Below are 19,981 nucleotides of genomic sequence, written 5' to 3' on the forward strand. Positions count from 1 at the left end.
TCTTGGCGCCCGGAGTTGTTGGCACCATCACACCCTTCATCGGCGGCGTCTCCCGTTCGTCGTCCTGACGACTGAGAAAAAGCCAGGTATGACAATGCTTTTCGGAACACCATGGACGACGCCAAACGATCCGGTCTCGCCGGCGAACATGAGAAGAACCTGTGAGTACAGTGACAGGTCGCCATATGCCCGTAACACTCGAAGACATGACGACGACGTCGGTTCACCCTGCACCTGCGCAACCCCGGACGGCCATCCTCGGCCAACTTCCCGCGATCCGGCGGCCGGACGGGTCGCCCATCCAGGTGCTGTTGATCGACGACGAGCGGGCACTGACGAACCTCGTCACGATGGCGCTGAAGTACGAGGGGTGGGACGTCGACGTGGCTCACGACGGACGCGAGGCGCTCACCAAGTTCGCCTCCACCGATCCCGACATCCTGGTGCTCGACATCATGCTTCCCGACGTCGACGGACTCCGGATCCTGCAGCGGGTGCGGGCTGCGGGCACCTACACCCCGGTGCTGTTCCTGACGGCGCGCGACTCGGTCACCGACCGGGTCACCGGCCTCACCGCTGGTGCCGACGACTACCTGACGAAGCCATTCGACCTGCAGGAACTGGTGCTGCGGCTGCGGGGGCTTCTCAAACGTGGCGCCGACGCCACGCCGCCGGCCGACGAGCAACCCGCCGAGGAGACGTTGCGCGTCGCCGATCTCACCCTCGACGTCGCAAGCCGCGAGGTGACCCGGGCGGGGGAGCGCATCGAGTTGACGACGACGGAGTTCGACCTGCTGCGGTATCTCATGCGCAACCCGCGCCGGGCACTGACCAGGGAGCAGATCCTCGAGCAGGTGTGGAACTACTCCTTCGGTGGCCGCACCAGCATCGTCGACCTGTACGTGTCGTATCTGCGAAAGAAGCTGGATCGCGGCCACGAGCCGCTGATTCACACCATTCGTGGTGTGGGATACCAAATTCGGCCGCCTCGATGACCTCCGCGTCGACGACTCCGTGGTGGCGTCCTCGCACTCTCAGCAAGCAGCTCGTCGGTGGGGTCGCCGTGCTCGTCACGGTGGTCACCTTCGGTACCGGTGCGCTGTCGGTCTACAGCCTGCACACCTACATGACCACGATGAGCGACGCCGAGGTGGAACACTCCCTGGCGGCCTTCGAGCACTCCTACGAAAAGTCCGGACTCGACGGTGAACCGCTGACCGACTTCATCGGGCAGGCCCCCGGCACGCTCATCGCGGTGATGGACGGCGACTCGGTGGTCGACTCGGCGATGTTCTCCGAGGGAGACACCGACGCGACTCCGGGCCCGGCGGTGAACTCGCTGCAGTCGGCGGCCTGGGACACCGACGAGCCGCACACCGTCGAACTCGACGGGTTGGGCAGATATCGTGCCGCCAGCACCGAGGTGGGTGACGGCCGACGGTTGGTGTCGGCGGTCTCGATGGAGAGTGCCAATCGCGTCGTCGCCGCGAAGACCGTTGCGGTGGTTGTGATCACGGTGGTGGCCGCACTGTTGGCCGCCGTGGGAACCGTGGTGTTGGTGCGGTGGGCGCTCCGTCCGCTTCGCCGGGTAGCCGCGACCGCGGCGAGGGCGGCCAAGATGCCACTGGCCGACGAGGATCACCGCATCACCACGCGGGTACGGCAAGCCGACTCTGATCCCGACAACGAGGTCGGCATCGTCGGTGAGACGCTGAATCGCCTGCTGGCCAACATCGATTCGGCATTGGCGGCGCGCGCGATGTCCGACCGGCGCATGCGCCGGTTCCTCACCGACGCCAGTCACGAACTGCGCACACCGCTGGCTGCGATCCAGGGATATGCCCAGCTGACCCGTCAGGACAGTGCTGCCCTACCGCCGACGACGGAATATGCGTTGGCGCGCATCGAGTCCGAGTCCCGTCGAATGACGGCACTGGTCGGCGACATGCTGCTGCTGTCGCGCCTCGACGAGAGACAGGGGCTCGAGATTCAACGAGTCGACCTGACCACGCTGGTCGCCGACGCGGTGAACGACGCCATCGTCTCCTCTCCCAACCATCTGTGGCCAACCGACTTGCCCGCAGAAGCGGTGTACGTGATGGGGGACAGGGCGCGACTGCACCAGGTGGTGAGCAACCTTCTGTCCAATGCGCGCCATCACACTCCGCCCGGGGTCACCGTCACCACCGCACTGCGGCTGGTCAGCGACGAGGCCGGCGAGACGGTACGGCTGACCGTCACCGACGACGGGCCGGGAATCGACGCCAAGCTGCTGCCGGAGCTCTTCGCGCGGTTCGTTCGAGGCGACCGAGCACGCGCCGATCAGCCGGAGTCGACCGGCCTGGGCCTGTCGATCGTGGCGTCCATCGTCGAAGCCCACGGTGGCGCCGTGTCGGCCCGCTCCGGCGGAGGCAGCACGGAATTCGAGTTTCGGCTGCCTCCGGCCGAGGGGACTGCCGGTTAGGGGTTGTGGCACACGACGTCGACGTAGACCGTGCTGTGCAGGTCGGGGTCGATCTTGTTGCCCGACTCGTCGTAGTTGGACCCGTTCAGCCCGCTGGTGCCGGTGACCTTGCACTGCGACAGCGGCACGCTCGTTGAGCCGTTGAGTTGGACGTGGTGGCCCTGCGCTTCGAGCTGGGCGATGGTGTCGGCGGTCGAGTTGACGCTGGCCCCGGCCGGGACGGCGAGGCCAAGTCCGACGATGGTGGTCAGGCTGACGCTGGCGGCGGCGATTCCGAGGGTGCTCATTGAACTCCTTTGTCCAGGTGGCGGTTTGACTTTCCTCTGTCAGCCTACGGACGTGCGTGGGTGGGCAGCCGCGTGGAGAATGCGCCGGAGATCGATCGGATCTCTTGTATCACGGTGTATTGCAACAGGTTTCGGCAGAAATTTGAGCGCTGACGCGTCCGGGGTCGGCGCGGTCACATATCCGACGCATATGTTTGTGTTTCGCATGAAGGAGGTCGTTCTCGATGAAAGATGCTCTCTCGTCGGTAAATTGGTTCTTGTCAGACGAGATCAAATCTCAAGGAACCGAGTAAGGGAGCACAAGATGAAGATGCGTTACGTCGCCGCCAGTGTCATGACCGGACTCGCCGCAGCGGCCATTGCCGCGGCCCCAATCGCCGGCGCGGCCGCCAACCCCAGCACCGTCACCGACAACGGGCGGGCCACCATCACCGACAAGAAGGGGCACAACGCGATCGTCGTGCAGCCGCCGACGGTGTCGTCGCCGAACTCCTACGGCAACTTCTCCTCGCCGGCGCCGTTCTTGTTCTTCGGCTGATGTCCGGCCGGCGGGTGACCGTCCCGCCCGGCGTTGCGAAAGCCGTTGACAGACAGACGAAAAGGCCCTGACACTTCCGTGTCAGGGCCTTTGGCGTGGGAACTCTGGAATGGGTGACGAACGCATGAAGAAGGGAACCTGCCGTCCGGGGGTGACGGCAGGTTCCCTTGGTTCTTCGGTGTGACAGTTCTTCTGTGCTACAGGCTCCGTTAGGCGGTGGCCTGGGCTCCCAGCGTCCGCTGGACGTCGGGGATCATCTGCTGCAACTGCTGACCCCAGTAGCCCCAGCTGTGGGTACCGGTGGCCGGGAAGTTGAACACACCGTTGGTGCCACCGGCGGCAATGTAGTTGTCGCGGAAGGCCTGGTTGGTGCGCAGCGTGAAGCCCTCGAGGAACTGCGCCGACATCAGGTTGCCACCATCGGAGCCCGAATCCAGATCCGACGGCGTACCGGTGCCGCAGTAGATCCAGACCCTGGTGTTGTTGGCGACCAGCTGGTTGATGTTGACCATCGGATCGTTGCGCTTCCAGGCGGGGTCACTCGACGGGCCCCACATGCTCTCGGCGCTGTAGCCACCCGCGTCGTTCATCGCCAGACCGATCAGCATCGGCCACCAACCCTCGGAGGGGTTGAGGAAGCCCGACAGCGACGACGCGTAGATCCAGTTCTGCGGGTGGTAGATGGCGTAGGTCAGCGCGCTGCCGCCAGCCATCGACAGGCCGACGACGGCGTTGCCGGTCTGCGACACACCGTAATTGGTTTCCAGGTAGGCGGGCAGTTCCTGGTTCAGGAACGTCTCCCACTTGTAGGTGTAGTCCTGCCCGTTGCCCTGCGACGGCTGGTACCAGTCTGTGTAGAAGCTCGACTGGCCACCCACGGGCATGACCGTCGACAGGCCGGAGCCGTAGGTCCACTCGAACGCGGGAGTGTTGATGTCCCACCCGCTGTAGTCGTCCTGGGCGCGCAGTCCGTCGAGCAGGTAGATCGCGTGCGGCCCACCGCCCTGGAACTGGACCTTGATGTCGCGGTTCATCGCCGCCGAGTGCACCATCAGGTATTCGACCGGGAGGCCCGGTCGAGAGAACGCGCCAGCCGTCGCCGAATTACCGACGAAGCCGATCAGCCCGGGCAAGGTCACCGCTGCCATCAGTCCAACGGCCAGCCGGCGTAACCACGTACCACGAATCATTCTGTCGAACTTCATAACGGCAACAGACCGCCTCTCTCTTTGCATCCCATGTCTTCGAGCAATCGCCGTTGCTCTTCGAGCGTTAGTGAATCACGCGGATGTGGTTCGATCCGGCTCTCGACACCGACAACGCACGTCGCGGTTGGCTAACGATTCCGACTCGGCGCAGAGACCTTCGCCGAACGCGTGCGGCCAAACCAGCATGTGACCTGTGTGAATGGAGTGATCAATGTGGTCAAGACCGGTGGCGATGCCCGACGACGATGAAACGGCAACCGTGCACGCTCAAGGCTCTGAGCTGGATCGATGACGCGACGTCGGGAGAGCTGGGACGAGGGTGGGCAGGGTCAGCCGCCGCGCCGGTGGCGCACCGCACCCGAGTGGTCAACCAGCCAACGTCACGACGCGGTCACGTGTCAGCAAACTCTGTGGCAGGCGCCGGAGCCCGTCAGCTCGGGTTGGCCGCCGCGAGCGCCCGCCGCACGTCGGCGTTGCGCTCCTCGATGGTGCGGCCGATTTCCTGCAGCAGCAACGGCTTTCGCGCCACCAGTTCTTCGACGTCGGCGCGTTCGATCTGCAGCACGGTGACCTCGTCGAGGGCATACGCGCCGCCGGTGACGGGCTCCCTGGTCAGCGTGCTGGACCCCAGGAAGTCACCTTCCTCCAGGGTCCGGACCGTAACGAGCGCGCCGTCTTCGCCGCGCGCGATCAGACGCACCCGGCCGCTCACGATGAAGGTCATCCGCTTGGGTACCGACCCCGGGGTCTGGATCGCCTCGTCCGCGCCGTACCTGGTGAGCCGAAGGCTCGGGATCAACGCCTGCTGGTCGGCGTCGTTGAGCCGCAACGTCGGCGCCACGATCCGCATGGAGCTCGCCATGCGATCCTCGCTCGCGAAGTCGTCCTCGACGTCGTCGAGGCGTAGACCCGCGCGCCGGGAGGCGTACCACGCCCACCGCAAGAACGTTGCCCGACTGGCAGAGTCGTCGGCCGGGGAGCGCAACGGGATCGTCGTCGTGTACTCACCCGAACCGCTGGTGACGGTCGTCGGCGCGGTCTCGGCACGCAGATGCGGCAGCGCGCTGGCGACGCGGGTCAGCACCGCACACACGTCGTCGGGCGGGTCGTTGGGAGAGAACGTCGTCTTCACCGAGATGGAGTGCTCGCCGGGCGGTCGACTCAGGTTGGCGAAGGACGCCGCGGCCAGCACGGAGTTGGGGATGATGTGAAGACCGCTGCCGGTGTCGATGTGTGTTGCGCGCCAGTTGACTTCGACGACACGTCCCCGGGCCGAGGTCACGTCGACCCAATCACCGAGGCGGAAGGGCTGTTCGAAGAGCAGCAGCAGACCCGAGATGATCTGTCCGACGGAGTTCTGCAGCGTCAAGCCCAGGACGATCGACGTGATGCCGAGCGCGGTGAACAGGCCGCCGACGTTCGCGCCCCAGATGTAGGAGAAGATCACCGCGAGCCCGACGGCGATGACCACGAAGCGGGCCACGTCCAGGAAGATCGACGGGATTCGCTTGCGCCACGATCCTTCCGGCGCACCCTGGAAGAGCGTGGCGTTCAACCCCGACAGCATCAGAATCAGAAGGACGAAGCCCAGCACGGTGGAGATGATGCGCACCGGAGTTGCCTGGGCGGGCACCTCGGTGGCCTTGATCAAGAGCAGCAGCAGCGCGGCCAGCGGCAGGATGTAGTTGCGCACCAACCCCACTGGGCGGGCGAGTCCGCTGTTGCGACGGGTCAGCGCGACCCGGAGCTCGGTGAGCGCCACCAAACCGATCGGCAGCCCGATCGCGACGCCGACGGCCCAGTAGAACCAGGACGAGTCGACCACCCTGGTCATGACTGACGCTCCCCGAGTCGCCAAATGGGTTGTGCCACGGTGCCTACCGTGACCTCGCCCGCGGGGGTGAACTGGCGGGTGTCGCGCATCGCGTCGTAGACGTCCGCCGTCACGTAGACCCCGGGCTGCGGCGAGCCGCTCTGCACCTGATATGCCAGGTCGACCGCCGAACCCCACATGTCGTAGGCGAGGCTGGACCTGCCCACCAACCCGCTGCTCACCGTGCCGGTGTCGATGCCGGCCCGCAGCTTCAGGGCGTAGCGGCCCTCGGCGTTGAACCGGTCGACGATGCGGGTCATCTCGATCGCGAAGTCCACCGTGCGCCGAACGTTGTCGATACGCGGCACGTTGAGCCCGCAGCTCGCCAGGTACCCGTTGCGCAGCGAGCGGACCCGTTCGATGCCGAGGCCCTCGGCTGCGGCGTCGAACTGGCGCACCAGCTTGTTGACGATGGCGAGCGACTCCTCGGAGGTCAGGGCGGCCGACAGTTCGTCGAGGCCGACGATGTCGGCGAAGATCACCGTGACGTCCTGGTGGTCCTGGGAGATGGTCTCCTCGCCGTCGCGGTATCGGGCCACCACCTGTTCGGGCATCAGCGACAGCAGCAGTCGGTCGTTCTCCCGCCGCTGCTCGTTGAGCAGATCTTCCTTGATGGCCAAGTTTCGGCTCATGTCGTTGAAAGCGACTGTCAGGTCCCCAAATTCGTCTCGCGACACCACGGGGATCGTGGTCCCGTAGTCGCCGGAACTGATTTGTTGAGCGCCGCTCTCCAGTCGGCGAATGGGTCGCACGAACAGCCGGGCCAGCAGCATCGCGGCGATGCAGACCACGAAGATGATGCCTACCGTCGAGAGCACCAGCTTCCTGGTGAACGCCGACACCGGAGCGAACGCTTCGGCGGTGTCGATCTTGGCGACGACGGCCCACCGCAGCCCGGGAATGTCGGCGGGCGCGTAGGCCTGCAGCGTCTCGTGGCCCAGGTAGTCGTCGGCGATCAGCGTGCCGCGTTGACCCTGTTGGGCAAGTTTGGTCGCCTCGGTGGCCACGGGCTGCACCAGCGTGGTGCCGTGCTGCCGGATCGAATCCTGCGCCACGTCGGGCGGCGTGCCAGCCTCGACGACGTCGCGCTCGTAGGTGTTCTGATCCTCGACGAACAAGCGGGAGTTGGAGCGCATCAAATCGTCGGGGCCGACGATGAAGGTCTCGCCGGTGGCGCCCATCCCGGATCGTTGCCACTGCCCGTCGAAGGTCATCAACTTGTTGATCTTGGAGATGGGAAACTGCAACGCCAGCACGCCGTCGACGCGTCCCTGTGGCCCGACCGGGGACACGAACCAGGCGGTCGGTTCGGTGGCTGGCTGGTAGTCGCCGAAGTCGGTGAGCCCGACGTAGTCCACGGCGTTGGAGTCGAGCGCCCCGCGGAAGGCGTCTCCGAGCTCGCTGCCCTTGTACGGCCCGGTGAGCACGTTGGTGCCGAGGTCGACGCCCTTGTACGCGCTGTAGACGACGTTGCCCCTTGCGTCGAGCAGCAGGGCGTCCTCGAATTCGAAACGTTGGACGATCTCACGGAAGAAGTCGTTGTACCGGGCGTTGGCGGCCGACCACGCGCTGCCGTCGCGCGCGTCGTCGTTGGCGATCGCGGCGTCCCAGTTCGCGGTGGGCTTGCCGTAGGCGCCGAACGGGACGGTGTAGAGCGACTGAAGATAGGCCGCGGCGCCGCCTTTCGGCAGCAGCGCTTGGACGTCGACCTTGGCGCCCGTCTGGGCGGCTTCGTCCGTGGCGAAGCGTTTTACGTAGTAGTCGTTCAGCGCCTGCTGCTGCGCCGGGTTCACGGTGGCGTTGGCGAGTTGGTCGAAACCCGCGGTGAAGTCCCCGATCGCCATCGTGGCCGTCGACCCGCGTGAGTAGACCACCAACGAGTTCTTCAGATCCTCGATCCCAATTTGCAGGCTGCGGCTTTGCGACTGCCGGATCTCGGTCAGGGCGTCGAATACCGCCGCCCGCAACGAGCTGCGCCCGGATTGATAGCCGATCGCACCCACGACCGCCGCCGACAGGATGCTCGTCAGGAGCAGCATCACCAGCAGCTTCGACTGGATGCTCACCCGCGACATCACCCGGCGTCGGCTCCGCGTGGCGGATTCGGTCGAGTCGGCTGCCCTGACCTGGGTGTCGTCCTGCTGCGGCGTCGTCATCGGTTGGTCAGAGTAGCTGGCAAAAGAGGCTGGTCGCTGTCACTCGAGAAATGTTCGACGCGTGCCGCGATTTGAGGCACGGTGGAGGCATGGACGATCCTCATCACCTGGAGCGCTTCGTCGAGGCGCAGGCCCCCGTCTTCGAGACCGTGCTCGACGAACTGCGCAGCGGCCGCGGTCCCACTGGATGTGGTTCGTCTTTCCTCAACTGCGCGGCCTTGGCAGGACGCCGACCGCCGACTACTACGGAATCGCCTCGCGCGACGAGGCTTCCGCCTACCTCGCACACGACGTCCTCGGTCCCCGCCTGCGGCAGTGCGCGCAGTTGGTGTCGCAGTCCGGCGCCGTCAGCGCCGAAGCGCTGATGGGCCAGGTGGACGCCCTCAAGCTGTGGTCGTCGACGACGCTGTTCGCCGAGGTGGCCGAGGACGACCGCGAGTTCGTGGCCGTGCTCGAGAAGTTCTACGGCGGTGAGCGGGACGCGAAGACCCAGGCAATGCTGGCCGGCCGTTAGACGGTGAGGACGGCCCAGCCGTGTGGCTCGACGTCGAGCTGGTCCACGACGTCCTCCGGCGGCACGCCGGACCCGGCGACGACCCGACCACTGCCGAACCCCAACTCCGCCAACGGCATCCGCAACGGCTTGTCGTCCACGTTGAGCGCAACGACGAGGGTGCCCTCGTCCGCGGACGTGCGGTAGACGTACTGGCCGTTGGTCAGGTGCAGGGCCGTCGTGTGGGCGTGGTGCAGCCACGGATGGCGACGCCGCAGGCCGATCAGGTGCTGGTGCAGACGGAAGGTGTCATGCCCGAGGTGGTCGGATTCGCTTGGGTGCCCGGGGAATTCCGGACGCACGGCGTCGTCGCCGCCGAAACGCTCCTCCTTGACGCCGCGGTAGGACCACTCGTCGCCGGCGTACACGCTCGGCGTGCCGCCGATGGTCAGCATCACCGCGAGCGCATGGCCGACGTGCCGCTCGTCGGAGAGTTGGCTGGCGATGCGGGTGACGTCGTGGTTGCCGACGAACGTCAGGGGGACGAAGGTCTCGAGGAATTGGTCATGCCGGGTCAACGCGTGGTCGAGTTCGTGGAAGTTGACGTCGTTGAGGCTGCTCCACATCGCCTTCCACAGTTCGTATTGGGTGACCGAATCGAAGGTCGACTCAGACACGATGCCCGCATAGTCACCGTGGATGACCTCGCCGACGAACCACGCGTCGGGAAACTCGCTGCGGACCCGCGGCAGCACCTTGGCCCAGAATTCGGCGGGCACCGCGTAGGCGGCGTCGAGGCGCCAACCGTCGGCGCCGCGCCGCAGCCAGTGCACCATGACGTCGACGACGTAGTCGACGACCTCGGGGTTGCGATGGTTGAGCGTGATCAGCCCGCCGTGTCCCTCGAAGGTGGCCAAACCGTTGCGGCCCTTGCGAAACCACGAGTCGTCGCCGCCGGCAACGGCCTCGCGGTGACGACCGAACTCGGAGCCGACGTGGTTGAAGACCCCGTCGAGCAGGATCCGAAGGCCGCGGCTTCTGGCCTCGGTGACGAGGTGGTCGAAGTCGGAGTCGTCGCCGAGGCGCGGGTCGATCGCGTAGTGGTCCGTCGTGTCGTAACCGTGGGTCTGGGAGGCGAAGACGGGGCCGAGCGCAACCCCCGACGCGCCGAGTTCGAGCGCATGGTCGAACCATTCGGCGACGCGGCGCAGGCGGTGCTCGTCGGCGTTCGGTGCAGGGTCGGCGGGGAAGGCCCCCACGAATCCGAGCGGGTAGATCTGCCACCAGATCGCGTGCTCGACCCAGGCCGGATCGTTCATGCTCGGAACGTCCTTTCGTACATCGCCTTCATCTCCTCGGCGAATTCGGGTGCGGGACCGTCGACCTGAACGTCGGGGGCAATCGTCGAAATCGGCAGCGGCGCCACCGGTGACCCGGACACCCCCCACATCTGTACCCATCCGACCAGTTGTGCGGACGACGTCGCATACACGATCCGGCCAAGGCCTACCCATGCGTGGGCCGCGGCACACATCGGGCAGTGCTCACCCGAGGTGTACACCGTGGCGCCGGCGCGTTCGTCGGGCGTCAGGTGCGACGTGGACCAGCGGGCGATCTCGAATTCGGGGTGGCGGGTCGCGTCTCCGCCCTTGATGCGGTTGCGGTCTTCGAAGCGGACCACGCCGGCGGCGTCGACCAGCACCGAGCCGAAGGGCTGGTCGCCGGCTTCCAGGGCCTCCCTGGCCAACTCCACGCAACGGCGCAGGTGCCCACGGTCGTCGTCGCTGATCCCCACAGCCGGAGTGTACGCAGGCGCGACGGTCCGTCGTCGACGCGTCAGCGGGTAGCAGGCCAGGCCGATCAGCAGCGCGCAGAGATGCCCAAGCGAGGTGAAGTTGGTCTGGTACAGCAACCCGCCTGCGACGAGTCCGAGCGTCGCGGCGAGATATCCCCAGCGCCATCGCCGCGGCACCCGGTAGAACAGCACTCCGACGATCCCGACGACGAAGTAGCTGACGCCGACGTCGCGGGCGTCGACCAGCCGGGAGGACGCCACGTTCTCGTGGATGATCCAGTAGAGGTAGCCCTCGCTGACGTAGGTCGCGCCCACGTGACAGATCAGACCGACGACTGCCCAGCGCAGGTGTCCCAGCCACCGCTCGGCAGGCGCAAGGAATACGGTGAAGATCAACAAGTAGGGCCACCAATACCGGCCGTCGATCCACAGCAGGCTTTGGAACAGCACCCGCAGCGGATCGGACGCCAGGTGATGGATGTTCGTCGACGTCGACTGCAGCAGAGTCCGCAGGGTCCTCGGGGCCAACTGGTGTTGCACGAGGGTCGTCGCCCCGAGGGCGGCCAGCCAGGCGTAGGTCAGGGGAGCGCTGCTGACGTAGTGCCGCACCCGGTCCCACACGTCGTTCACGGTCGCCGACGATAGAGGGCGTTGCTGGCAACCCGGGTCATTGCCCGGAGTCGCAGCACTTGTCGGTCGTCTGCCGGCAGGCGCACGACGCCACGATCGGTACGTCGGCCCTGGCCATGGCCGTCGCCAACTGCTCGGCGACGGCAGCCGCCTCCTCGTCGCGTCCCAGCCTGGTCAGGCATTCGTGGTACCCGTGCAGACTCCAGACGTTGTTCGGGTGCTGGCAGCAGCGGCTCAGCGTGTCGTCGAGTCCGAGGTCGGCGGCGTACACCGCAGCCGCCTCCCCGACGCGGCCCTGTTCGAGCAGCAACGCGCCGTAGGCGTGCCGGGTCGGCTGCATCCAGCCCCACGGCTCGTCGTAAGGTAGGGCGTCGTCGAGTTCGATTGCCCGCCTGAGGTATTCGAAGGCATCGTCGAAACGTCCCTCACGGTAGGCGATTTCACCGTCCAGCATCGCGACGCCGACCGCCAGGATGTCGCGGCTGGTGTTGTTGAACAGGTATCGACTCTGCGGGATCCCTGCGTACACGCGATGCATGGCGTCTCGTTCGGCGCGGGCCTCGGCGACCCGTCCCGTTGCGGCGTAGGCGATCCCGCGCCCGTAGTGGACGGTCGCCGCCGTGGTGCAGTAGAGCTCGGGGTCCTCGGGGAGGGGATGGTCGATCAGCTCCTCCCAGTGGCCGAAGCGGATCAGCACGTGCACCCGAAGCGGCACGAACGCCTCCAGCCAGTCGGCCATCGGCGGCGACTCGATCGACAGCAGCTCGGGAGTCAGTTGGGCGGCGAGTTCGTCGGCAGCCTGGGCCGCCGTCTCATACCGGCCCTCGAACATCGCCGAGTACACGATGAAGTGCAGGTCGTGCGCCCGGTACAGCGAGTAGAAGTTGAGAGGGCCCTCGCGCTCGACGAATCGCCGGTCCGCTTGTACGGCAGCGGTATTGGACTCGACGGAACTGCGATAGTCGCCGCAGAGCACGTCGACGTGGCTGGGCATGTGCTGGAGATGGCCGGCGTCGGGCACCAACCCCCGGAGCAGGTTCGCCGCAGGCAGTGCCGACTCCGGGTGCGCCGACATCTCCATTGCGTGGATGTAGAGGTGCAGCACGCCGGGGTGTCGTCGGCCCGCGTCGGTGGCGAGGGCGCCGTCGAGGAGATGCTTGGCCTCCACCACCCGCGAACCCGGCGCTGGTTCGCCGGTCCTGGTGTCCCACAGCGCCCATGCCGAGACGTTCATCGCCGCGTCGGCGGCCAGGGCCTGCACGTCCACGTCGTCCGCGTACTTCCCGGCGAGCGCGACCATCGCGTCGGCGTAGCGGGCGTGGCCGGCGTCCAGGTCGTTGGTGGGGAAGCGGGTGGCGAGGGCGTCGATCAAGCCTCGCTCGACGTCGCTCGCGCGGCCGCCCGCCGCCAGTTCGAGCTCGCGACGCGCCCTGATCAGCGACGCGGCCAGGTCTTTCGCGTCGAACGCGTCCCAGGCCTTGTTGTAGTTCGGGCCGATCGCGTACGCGATGCCCCACCGCGCGATCGCGAGATCGGGGTCGAGGGCGAGGGCCCGTTCGAAGCAGTGGATCGACTCTTCGTGGTTGAACGCGTACGCCCAGACCAAGCCGCGGTCGAACCACAGCTGGGCCTGGGCGGACGGGGTGTCAGTCGACCGATGAAAGGACCCGAGGTCGTAATACGGTTCCTCCGGAGCGGACACGGTAGCGGTCATGACTGGCACGATAAGTCGTCCATGCCTTGGGGGCGAGTACCGCGATCACCGCGAGCGCGAGTCCGGCGGCACCCCAGGTGGCCAGGGTGAGGATCGGGGTCCAGGCGCCGTTGCCGCCGAAGTAGGTGATGCTGCGCAGGAGCGCCACGCCCGAGCCCTGCGGGACGATCGCGTTGAACGTGCGGTAGAAGCCCGTGAGCAGCGGCAGACCGACCGGCCCTGCGGCCGCCGCGTTGCCGACGATGATCAGGAACAGGGTCACCACCGCCGAGGCGACGGTGCCGAAGGCTGCCGCGACGCCGGTCACGGCACCCGCGACGCCGAAGGCGTAGAGCCACAGCGCGCCGAACACCTGCCAGGTGTGGGTGGTCAGGGCGCCGAGGACGCCGTCGACGTAGACCGTCACCGCACCCGCCAGCAGCGCGGAGTACGCCGCGAGGCTGACCGTCCGCAGCGCCAGCGTCGAGAGCCTGCGGACGCTGCCCATCATCAAGCCGAAGGCGGCGGCGCCCATGGTCGCGCCGATCGACAGGAAGATGACGGCGTAGAACTCGACGGTGCCCTGGGGGTCGGCGGCCGACGTCGGAGCGACGTCCTCGACGCTCGGGGTCAGCCCGGCCTTGGCGGCGACTGCGCGCCCCACGGCCTCCGAGGCGTTGGCGACGCTGCGGCCACCGCCGCCGGCGACGTAGATGGTCAGGTCGCCGGTCGGGCCGACGGCGAAGGCGGCGTCGGTCTTGCGCTCGTAGACCTGGGCGCGTGCGGCGGCGGCGTCGGCGACGGGCGTCACCTCCAGGTTGTCCTGGCTCCGCATCCCGTCCACCAGCTGTGGTGGCCCGGCGACGGCGACGTCGAGGTGGTGCAGGGTGGGCTTGGCGAACGCGCCCGAGTAGCTCGCGATCATGGCGACCACGAAGACGGTCAGTGCCGCCATGGCCAGCGCCATCTTGCGAACGTCGGCGGGCGAAACGTGCCGGTTGGCCAGCGGGAGGCTGGGAACGTGGTGTTCGTGTGGAGCGGCGTGCTTACCCATGGTGGGTGCCTTTCTCAGGTGTGGTGTCGGTGGGTCGGGGGAGACGCAACAGTGCGTCCACGGTGTCGAGTGCGGCGCTGACGCGGGCGCGGAGGTCGGAGGCGGGATCCTCGGGTGAAGGGTCTTCCATCCACGACCGGAGCACCTCTTGGAAACCGCCGACCAGGAAGCGGCTGACGGCGTCGGGGGCGACGTCGGTGATGGGGCCGACGACGCGCATGCCCTGGGCGGCGATTTCCTCGCAGGCGGGCAGCAGTTCGTCGCGGAACGCCATGACCACGCGTTGGGTGACGGCGCTGGGGACCACGTTGCGGTACGCCGCGCGGTGTTCGGCGGCGAAGTCGAACAGGCTGGTGACCCGCGCCCGGGCGTCGCCCTGAATGTCGGCGACGGCGGTGGCGAAGGCCACGGTGACGGCGGTCGCCACCGCGTCGTCACGATCGGTGAAGTGGCGGTAGAAGACCTGCCTGCTGACCCCGGCGCGGGCGACCAGGTCGCCGACGGTGATCTCGTCGACCGGTCGCTCGTGCGCTAGGTCGAACGCGGCGGTGCGCAACAGGGTGCGGACGCGTTCGGCGCGCGGGTCGGCGCTGAGGGTGCGGCTGGGCATGTGGTTAGCGTATGCCACTTCGTGGACACGTGACCACGAAATCTCGGGTTAGCTCCGACACCCCCGACCGGTGGTGTGACTGGCGCGACTCCAACGCTGTCGCGTGGACGGCGAGCTGGTAGTAACGCTTGCCGTTAATAACGCACGGCGTTATCATTGACCCGTGATCCGTTCGTTCCGGAACAAGGACACCGAAGCGACCTGGCAACGCCGCTACGTCAAGAGCCTCAGCCCGGAGCTCAGCAGACTCACGTACAAGAAGCTCGTCCTCATCAATGCGGCCGAGACCATCAACGACCTCAGGGTGCCTCCGGGCAACCGCCTGGAGAAATTGGTCGGCGAACGCGCCGGCCAGTACAGCATCCGCGTCAACGACCAGTGGCGAATCTGCTTCACCTGGAGCGCGAGCGGTGCCGCCAATGTCGAACCCGTCGACTACCACTGAAGGGAGATACCAATGGCCGACTTCGCACCCACCCATCCCGGCGAGATCCTGCTAACCGAGTTCCTCGAGCCAATGGGCATCACGCAGTACCGAATTGCCAAGGCGATCGACGTGCCAGCGCGCCGTATCAACGAGATCGTCCACGGCAAGCGCGGGATCACCGCAGACACCGGCCTCCGGCTGTCGCGCGCACTCGGACTCAGCGACATGTTCTTCGTCAACATGCAGGCGCACTACGACGCAGAGGTCGCCCGTGTGCACCTGGCGGACGAGCTCGCTTCGATTGAACGGATCGCATAGCGGAGGCGTCAAGGTTATTCGGTGAACGCGCGCGAGTAGCGGCAGCCGTCGCGGTCCGCCCACGACGTCGTCCCCCCGGCACGGGGGCCAAAGGTGATGCGCTCGGGCAGTCGTGGGTCGGCGCCGATCCTGAACGTCGACTCGCCAAGCGGAACCAGTTCAACCTCGTCGGCGGGAGCCTCCACGCCTCCTGGGGCGATCAGAACGAGTCGGCCACGGCGCAGTACCACCCTGAAGTTGGTGAACCATGGTGTGTACGAACGGTAATGGCCGCACAGCGACTCCAGACGTTCCGTCGGAGCAACCAATGGGCTCGGAGCGTCGGGTCGGGCGAACTCGCTGGAACCCCATAGCCACACGCCGGCGTCGACGGTGAGCGCAAACCTGGCCAGCGATCGGTGGGACGTCACCGCCCGGCCGGACCACGTGCGCAACAGAGGCGACCGCTCGCCGTCGCAGTCCACCGACATGGTGACCCGCTCACCGTCGCGTTCCTCGACCCGGACCTCGATCTCGCGCGGACCGGTCGACGGATCCAATCCCTTTGGCATGCAAACGAATCGGCCGGTGACGCTCCCACCGTCCACGAGTCTTGCGTCCCACCAGCACGGGTCGAACGCGTCAGGGTTCACGGCTCCAGGACATGCCAATTCCGCGGCGACGGAGCGGGCGATCGCCTCGGCGACGGGGGAGTCACCGTTGGCGTTGGTCACGACGCAAACCGCGACACCGGCGTCGAGATCGGCCAGGAGGAACGACGCGTACCCGACCATGCCGCCGCCATGCGAGAGCACCGTCCGTGCGTCGACCCGTTCGACGTTGATCCCGAGCCCGTAGCGGCTGCTCTCGGTCGGTGGGACGCCGGGCGCGGCAAGAACGTCCTCGCCTTCGGGCGCAGTCGACGCCACCATCGTGGCGAAGTCCGCGGCGTCCAGGATCGACGCGGAGTCCAGCGTGCCGCGGCCCAGCAGCATGCGGGCGAACCGGCCCAGATCCGACACGGTGGCGGCGACGTTGCCGTCGGCGCCGGCCACCTCCAACCACGGCGCGCCTGCGAGCGCGTCACCCGGAACCCACGGTCGATCGTCGTGACGAGGTTGGTACCCGCGCGCCAGCCTCGGGTAGTCGTCGTGGGTGACACAGGCGATGGTAGACGTCATGCCCAGCGGCGAGAGGATGCGTTCGCGCACCAGATCGACGAGCCGACGCCCGGACACCTGTCGCACGACGAGGCCCAGCAGGATGAAGCCCAGGTTCGAGTAGTGGAAGAACGTCCCAGGCGGGGCTGGCGACACGTCGCCGGTGAAGGTCGCCACCTGGCCGACCTCGTCGGGCAGCGCATCGACGCTCGCCACCAGTCCGGCGGTGTGGTTGAGCAGCCGCCGGATGGTGATGCCGTTGCCTCGCAGCGGCTCTGGGAGCCAGTCCAACACCGAGCCGACGGACTGGTCGAGCTCGATCAGCCCTTGCCGAACGAGCCGGAGCACCACGATAGAGGTGAAGACCTTGCTGATCGATCCGATCTCGAAGAGATGATGTGGCGCAACGGTTGTGCCCGCAGGTACGTCGGCATAGCCGAAGCCGTGCGAGAACACCTCGCCCTGCCGGTCGACGACCAGCACCGCGCCACCGGGCACCGCCCACTGCCTGGCGACGGCGTCGACCAGCGCACGGGCGGACTCAGTCATCGGCACCAGCCACCAGGCATTCGCGCCGCAACAGGTCGTCGAAGGTCTCCCGACGAACGGCCAACCGGGAGCTACCGCTCCGGCAGAAGACGACGGGTGGTCGCAACGCCGCATTGTAGTTGTTCGACATCGTGTAGCAGTACGCACCGGTCACCGGGACCGTGACCAGGTCACCCACGCGAGGGGATACGACTTCCACGCCGTGGGCGAGCTCGTCACCGGATTCGCAGTGCCTGCCGACGAGGTCCACGATCTCGGCGGGCCCGCTTCGGTCGATCACCGACGGCTGGAACGCCTGCCCGTAGAGCGACACCTCGAGGTTGTCGCCCATGCCGCCGTCGACCGCCACGTGGGTGCGCACACCACGCTTGACCGTGACGACTCGATAGGCGGTGATTCCGTTGCGCGCCACCAACGACCGGCCGGGTTCCACCAGCAACTCGACGTCGCGGCCCAGGTGTCGATGGACGGCGGTGACCAGGCGGTCGGCGTACTCGTCGACCGACGGTGCGGCGTCGGCGCTGGTATAGCGAACACCGAGGCCGCCGCCGAAGTCGTAGACGTCGAAGCGCTCGAACACGGCAAGGGCTTGTACGGCCGCCTCGAATTGCCCGAGGTCCAGGAGCTGGGATCCGACGTGCGCGTGCAGGCCACGAAGATCGAGCATCGGTTCGCGACGGATCCGTCGGATCACGTCGTCGACCATGTCCGACGGAATGCCGAACTTGGACGCGTCGTGACCGGTCATCATGGCCGCGTGCGTCTTGGCGTCGAGTGACGGGCTCACGCGCAGCAGAACCGGCACCGGCTTCGTCGCAAGACGGCTGATGCGTTCGACGTCGTCGAGATTGTCGACGACGACGTAACGCACCCCTGCGCCGATCGCAGCACGCACGTCGTCGTCGGTCTTCGCGTTGCCGTGGAAGACCATTCGAGCGGCGTCGGCTCCACCCGCGAGCGCCATTCCGAGTTCACCCGCCGCAGCCGTGTCGGTGCCGCAGCCTTCCTCCGACACCACGCCGATGACGGAGGCGGACGGAAAGCTCTTCGACGCGAACAGCACGAGGGAGTGGGGATGACGGCTGGTGAATGCGTCGACGTATGCGCGTGCCGTGCGGCGCAAGGCGCCCTCGTCGACGAGATAGGCCGGCGTGCCATATTTCTCGGCCAGCTCGGCCACCGCGCAGCCACCGACGAGCAATCGTCCGTCGGCGTCCAGCGTCGTTCCCGCGGGGTACAGGCCCAAGTCGACGGCGGCGGGTGTGCGCAATTCGGTCATGCTGGCCCTTCTTCACGCCTGGTGCCTTGAGATCGGCAGGCTGCGTCGTGCCGTTCGAAGCGCGTGGCCCAGTCTTCGGCTCTGGCTGGGTCGGGTTCGACGACGTCGGTCTCAGGTGGGGGTTCGGCGGACGTCTCGGGCCAGTGCAGTTCCGCGCGACCGGCGAACAGCGCCGCACCTACCGCAGAATGGTCCCGCTCGTGCCGGTCGAACGACACGACACGTCCGGTCGCGTCGGCGAGATCCTGCCGAAACGCACTGGGGGCGGCACCCGACCCGCTCATCAGAATCGTGCCGCGGATACCGGACGCGTGCTCGAGCACTTCGAGGCATCGGCGTGACTCGAGCACGATGCCTGCCAGCAGGCCCCGAGCAAGCTCCGCGGAGGTGGTGCGCAACGTTAGCCCCTCGACGGCCCCGACGAGCCGTGGATCCCACAGGGCCCCTTGCTCACCCGGGGACAGGTAGGGCAGGACGAGCGGTGCGGATTCCAGTGCTGCCGTCGCGGCCAAGTCGGCGAGTGACGCAGGTCCGCCGTCAACGCCCAGCAGGGCCGCCAGCCATTCCATCGCCGAACCCGTTGCCAGCAGGTCCATCTCGAGTCCGTACCCTTCGTCGGCCATGGGAGTCACCAGGTAGCGACCGGCGCCGTCGACGCGAGGCGATGCGGACCAGCCGAGGATGACGCTGCTGGTGCCGGCGATGTATGCGACGTCGCCGGCGGCGCGGACACCGAGCCCGTATGCCCCCAGCACCGAGTCGGCCGCGCCGACGACCACGGGGAGCCCTGCCGTGCAACCCCAGCGTTCTGCCACGCGTGGGGCCAGCGGACGGCTGGTTCGGGACGTCACCACGTTGGGCAACGACGTGACCGAAGCCGCCGAAAGCGTCGTGGCATCCCAGGTTTTGGTGTGCAGGTCATAGGCGCCGTATCCGGATGCGGTGCTCGGGTCGGTCAGCAGTTCACCCGTCAAGGCGTGGAAGAGGTAGTCCTTCGCCCCGGCAACGATGGTCTCGGCCGCGAGGCCGAGACGGACTCGCCTGGCGTGCATGGCGAGCAGATAGCGGCCGTCGAAGCGTTGACCGGTCCGCTCGTAGAGGACGTCCGGCCCGACGGCCGTGGCGATCCGTCGTCCGTCGGGCTCGGCCCGGCCGTCCCTCCACGTGATCGCGGGACCGACGGGCGTGCCGTCGCCCGCCATGCTGACCAAGGTTGGCAGCATGCCGGACAACCCGATGGTGTGCCACGAGGAGGGGTTGGTGGCGGCTGCGACCTTGCCGATCGCGACGTCGCATGCGGTGAGCCAGTCCGCTGGATTCTGTTCGGCCGCACCGTCTTCGGGTTGCGACGTCGGATAACCGGCGCGCGCCCGCGCGACGCACCTGCCCCTCTCGTCGACGGCGACCACCTTGACGCTGCTCGTCCCGAGGTCGACGCCGACGGCCAGGACGGGGCGAGACGTCACCG

17 protein-coding genes and 2 pseudogenes are annotated in these 19,981 nt (G+C 67.2%); 6 read left to right on the top strand and 13 right to left on the bottom strand.

Annotation, left to right across the window (positions count from 1 at the left end):
- The first annotated feature begins 206 nt into the window (after positions 1-206).
- Both ASD37_RS00870 and ASD37_RS00875 read left to right on the top strand, forming a co-directional pair.
- On the top strand, positions 207-995 hold the full coding sequence (locus ASD37_RS00870; RefSeq protein WP_056546707.1) for a response regulator transcription factor: 789 nt from the start codon (positions 207-209) through the stop codon (positions 993-995).
- Positions 992-2,464, top strand: coding sequence for a cell wall metabolism sensor histidine kinase WalK (locus ASD37_RS00875; protein WP_056546710.1), 1,473 nt, complete (start codon positions 992-994; stop codon positions 2,462-2,464). The genes ASD37_RS00870 and ASD37_RS00875 overlap by 4 nt, the downstream gene beginning before the upstream one ends.
- On the opposite strand, the gene ASD37_RS00880 is transcribed toward ASD37_RS00875, so the two are convergent.
- Entirely contained in the window at positions 2,461-2,751 is a 291-nt protein-coding gene (locus ASD37_RS00880) for a hypothetical protein (RefSeq protein WP_056546713.1), read from the bottom strand. The two genes, ASD37_RS00875 and ASD37_RS00880, sit on opposite strands and share 4 nt — an antisense overlap.
- A 304-nt stretch (positions 2,752-3,055) precedes the next feature.
- Between ASD37_RS00880 and ASD37_RS00885 the strand changes: the two genes are divergently transcribed.
- A complete protein-coding gene (locus tag ASD37_RS00885; protein WP_056546716.1) occupies positions 3,056-3,289 on the top strand; it encodes a hypothetical protein in 234 nt (77 codons plus the stop codon).
- Positions 3,290-3,498: 209 nt separating this feature from the next.
- On the opposite strand, the gene ASD37_RS00890 is transcribed toward ASD37_RS00885, so the two are convergent.
- The 3 genes from ASD37_RS00890 to ASD37_RS00900 all read right to left on the bottom strand — a co-directional run bounded on the left by ASD37_RS00890 (position 3,499) and on the right by ASD37_RS00900 (position 8,526).
- Entirely contained in the window at positions 3,499-4,494 is a 996-nt protein-coding gene (locus ASD37_RS00890) for an esterase family protein (protein ID WP_056546719.1), read from the bottom strand.
- A gap of 433 nt (positions 4,495-4,927) precedes the next feature.
- Positions 4,928-6,331 carry a mechanosensitive ion channel domain-containing protein gene (locus tag ASD37_RS00895; RefSeq protein WP_056546724.1) on the bottom strand — a complete coding sequence of 468 codons (1,404 nt, stop codon included), beginning with the start codon at positions 6,329-6,331 and terminating at the stop codon, positions 4,928-4,930.
- The gene (locus ASD37_RS00900; RefSeq protein ID WP_082569884.1) at positions 6,328-8,526 is read right to left on the bottom strand and encodes an adenylate/guanylate cyclase domain-containing protein; all 2,199 of its coding nucleotides are present in this window, start codon (positions 8,524-8,526) and stop codon (positions 6,328-6,330) included. The genes ASD37_RS00895 and ASD37_RS00900 overlap by 4 nt, the downstream gene beginning before the upstream one ends.
- An 89-nt stretch (positions 8,527-8,615) precedes the next feature.
- Between ASD37_RS00900 and ASD37_RS00905 the strand changes: the two are divergent.
- Positions 8,616-9,040: pseudogene (locus tag ASD37_RS00905) on the top strand (DUF1810 domain-containing protein).
- Here ASD37_RS00905 and ASD37_RS00910 read toward each other — a convergent pair.
- From ASD37_RS00910 to ASD37_RS00935, 6 genes and pseudogenes are all read right to left on the bottom strand, one after another.
- Positions 9,037-10,338 (bottom strand): alpha-amylase family glycosyl hydrolase, encoded by a 1,302-nt coding sequence (locus ASD37_RS00910; RefSeq protein WP_056546726.1) that lies wholly within the window; start codon positions 10,336-10,338, stop codon positions 9,037-9,039. The pseudogene ASD37_RS00905 and the gene ASD37_RS00910 sit on opposite strands and share 4 nt — an antisense overlap.
- The gene (locus ASD37_RS00915; RefSeq protein ID WP_056549584.1) at positions 10,335-10,814 is read right to left on the bottom strand and encodes a nucleoside deaminase; all 480 of its coding nucleotides are present in this window, start codon (positions 10,812-10,814) and stop codon (positions 10,335-10,337) included. Before ASD37_RS00915 ends, ASD37_RS00910 begins: the two co-directional genes overlap by 4 nt.
- Positions 10,815-10,853: 39 nt before the next feature.
- A pseudogene (locus ASD37_RS31275) lies at positions 10,854-11,444 on the bottom strand (rhomboid-like protein); the annotation flags it as partial.
- Between the two features lie 37 nt (positions 11,445-11,481).
- The gene (locus ASD37_RS00925) at positions 11,482-13,158 is read right to left on the bottom strand and encodes a tetratricopeptide repeat protein (protein WP_056546728.1); all 1,677 of its coding nucleotides are present in this window, start codon (positions 13,156-13,158) and stop codon (positions 11,482-11,484) included.
- Positions 13,091-14,191: a hypothetical protein gene (locus ASD37_RS00930; RefSeq protein ID WP_056546731.1), complete on the bottom strand. Its 1,101-nt coding sequence runs from the start codon at positions 14,189-14,191 to the stop codon at positions 13,091-13,093. The genes ASD37_RS00925 and ASD37_RS00930 overlap by 68 nt, the downstream gene beginning before the upstream one ends.
- On the bottom strand, positions 14,184-14,801 hold the full coding sequence (locus ASD37_RS00935; RefSeq protein WP_056546733.1) for a TetR/AcrR family transcriptional regulator: 618 nt from the start codon (positions 14,799-14,801) through the stop codon (positions 14,184-14,186). Before ASD37_RS00935 ends, ASD37_RS00930 begins: the two co-directional genes overlap by 8 nt.
- A 163-nt stretch (positions 14,802-14,964) precedes the next feature.
- Here ASD37_RS00935 and ASD37_RS00940 point away from each other — a divergent pair, with 163 nt between their 5' ends.
- Together ASD37_RS00940 and ASD37_RS00945 are read left to right on the top strand one after the other, a co-directional pair.
- Complete coding sequence (locus ASD37_RS00940) at positions 14,965-15,246, top strand: type II toxin-antitoxin system RelE/ParE family toxin (protein WP_056546736.1); 282 nt, start codon at positions 14,965-14,967, stop codon at positions 15,244-15,246.
- 12 nt (positions 15,247-15,258) lie between these two features.
- Entirely contained in the window at positions 15,259-15,546 is a 288-nt protein-coding gene (locus ASD37_RS00945; protein ID WP_056546739.1) for a HigA family addiction module antitoxin, read from the top strand.
- A 14-nt stretch (positions 15,547-15,560) separates the two neighbouring features.
- On the opposite strand, the gene ASD37_RS00950 is transcribed toward ASD37_RS00945, so the two are convergent.
- From ASD37_RS00950 to ASD37_RS00960, 3 genes are read right to left on the bottom strand one after another with little or no spacing between them, the layout of a single operon-like run.
- The gene (locus tag ASD37_RS00950) at positions 15,561-17,234 is read right to left on the bottom strand and encodes a serine hydrolase (protein WP_162253209.1); all 1,674 of its coding nucleotides are present in this window, start codon (positions 17,232-17,234) and stop codon (positions 15,561-15,563) included.
- Entirely contained in the window at positions 17,227-18,513 is a 1,287-nt protein-coding gene (gene lysA, locus ASD37_RS00955) for a diaminopimelate decarboxylase (RefSeq protein WP_056546744.1), read from the bottom strand. Before lysA ends, ASD37_RS00950 begins: the two co-directional genes overlap by 8 nt.
- Entirely contained in the window at positions 18,510-19,979 is a 1,470-nt protein-coding gene (locus ASD37_RS00960; protein ID WP_056546745.1) for an FGGY-family carbohydrate kinase, read from the bottom strand. The genes lysA and ASD37_RS00960 overlap by 4 nt, the downstream gene beginning before the upstream one ends.
- Positions 19,980-19,981 lie beyond the last annotated feature (2 nt).

Source organism: Mycobacterium sp. Root135, assembly GCF_001426545.1.
Taxonomy (GTDB): domain Bacteria; phylum Actinomycetota; class Actinomycetes; order Mycobacteriales; family Mycobacteriaceae; genus Mycobacterium.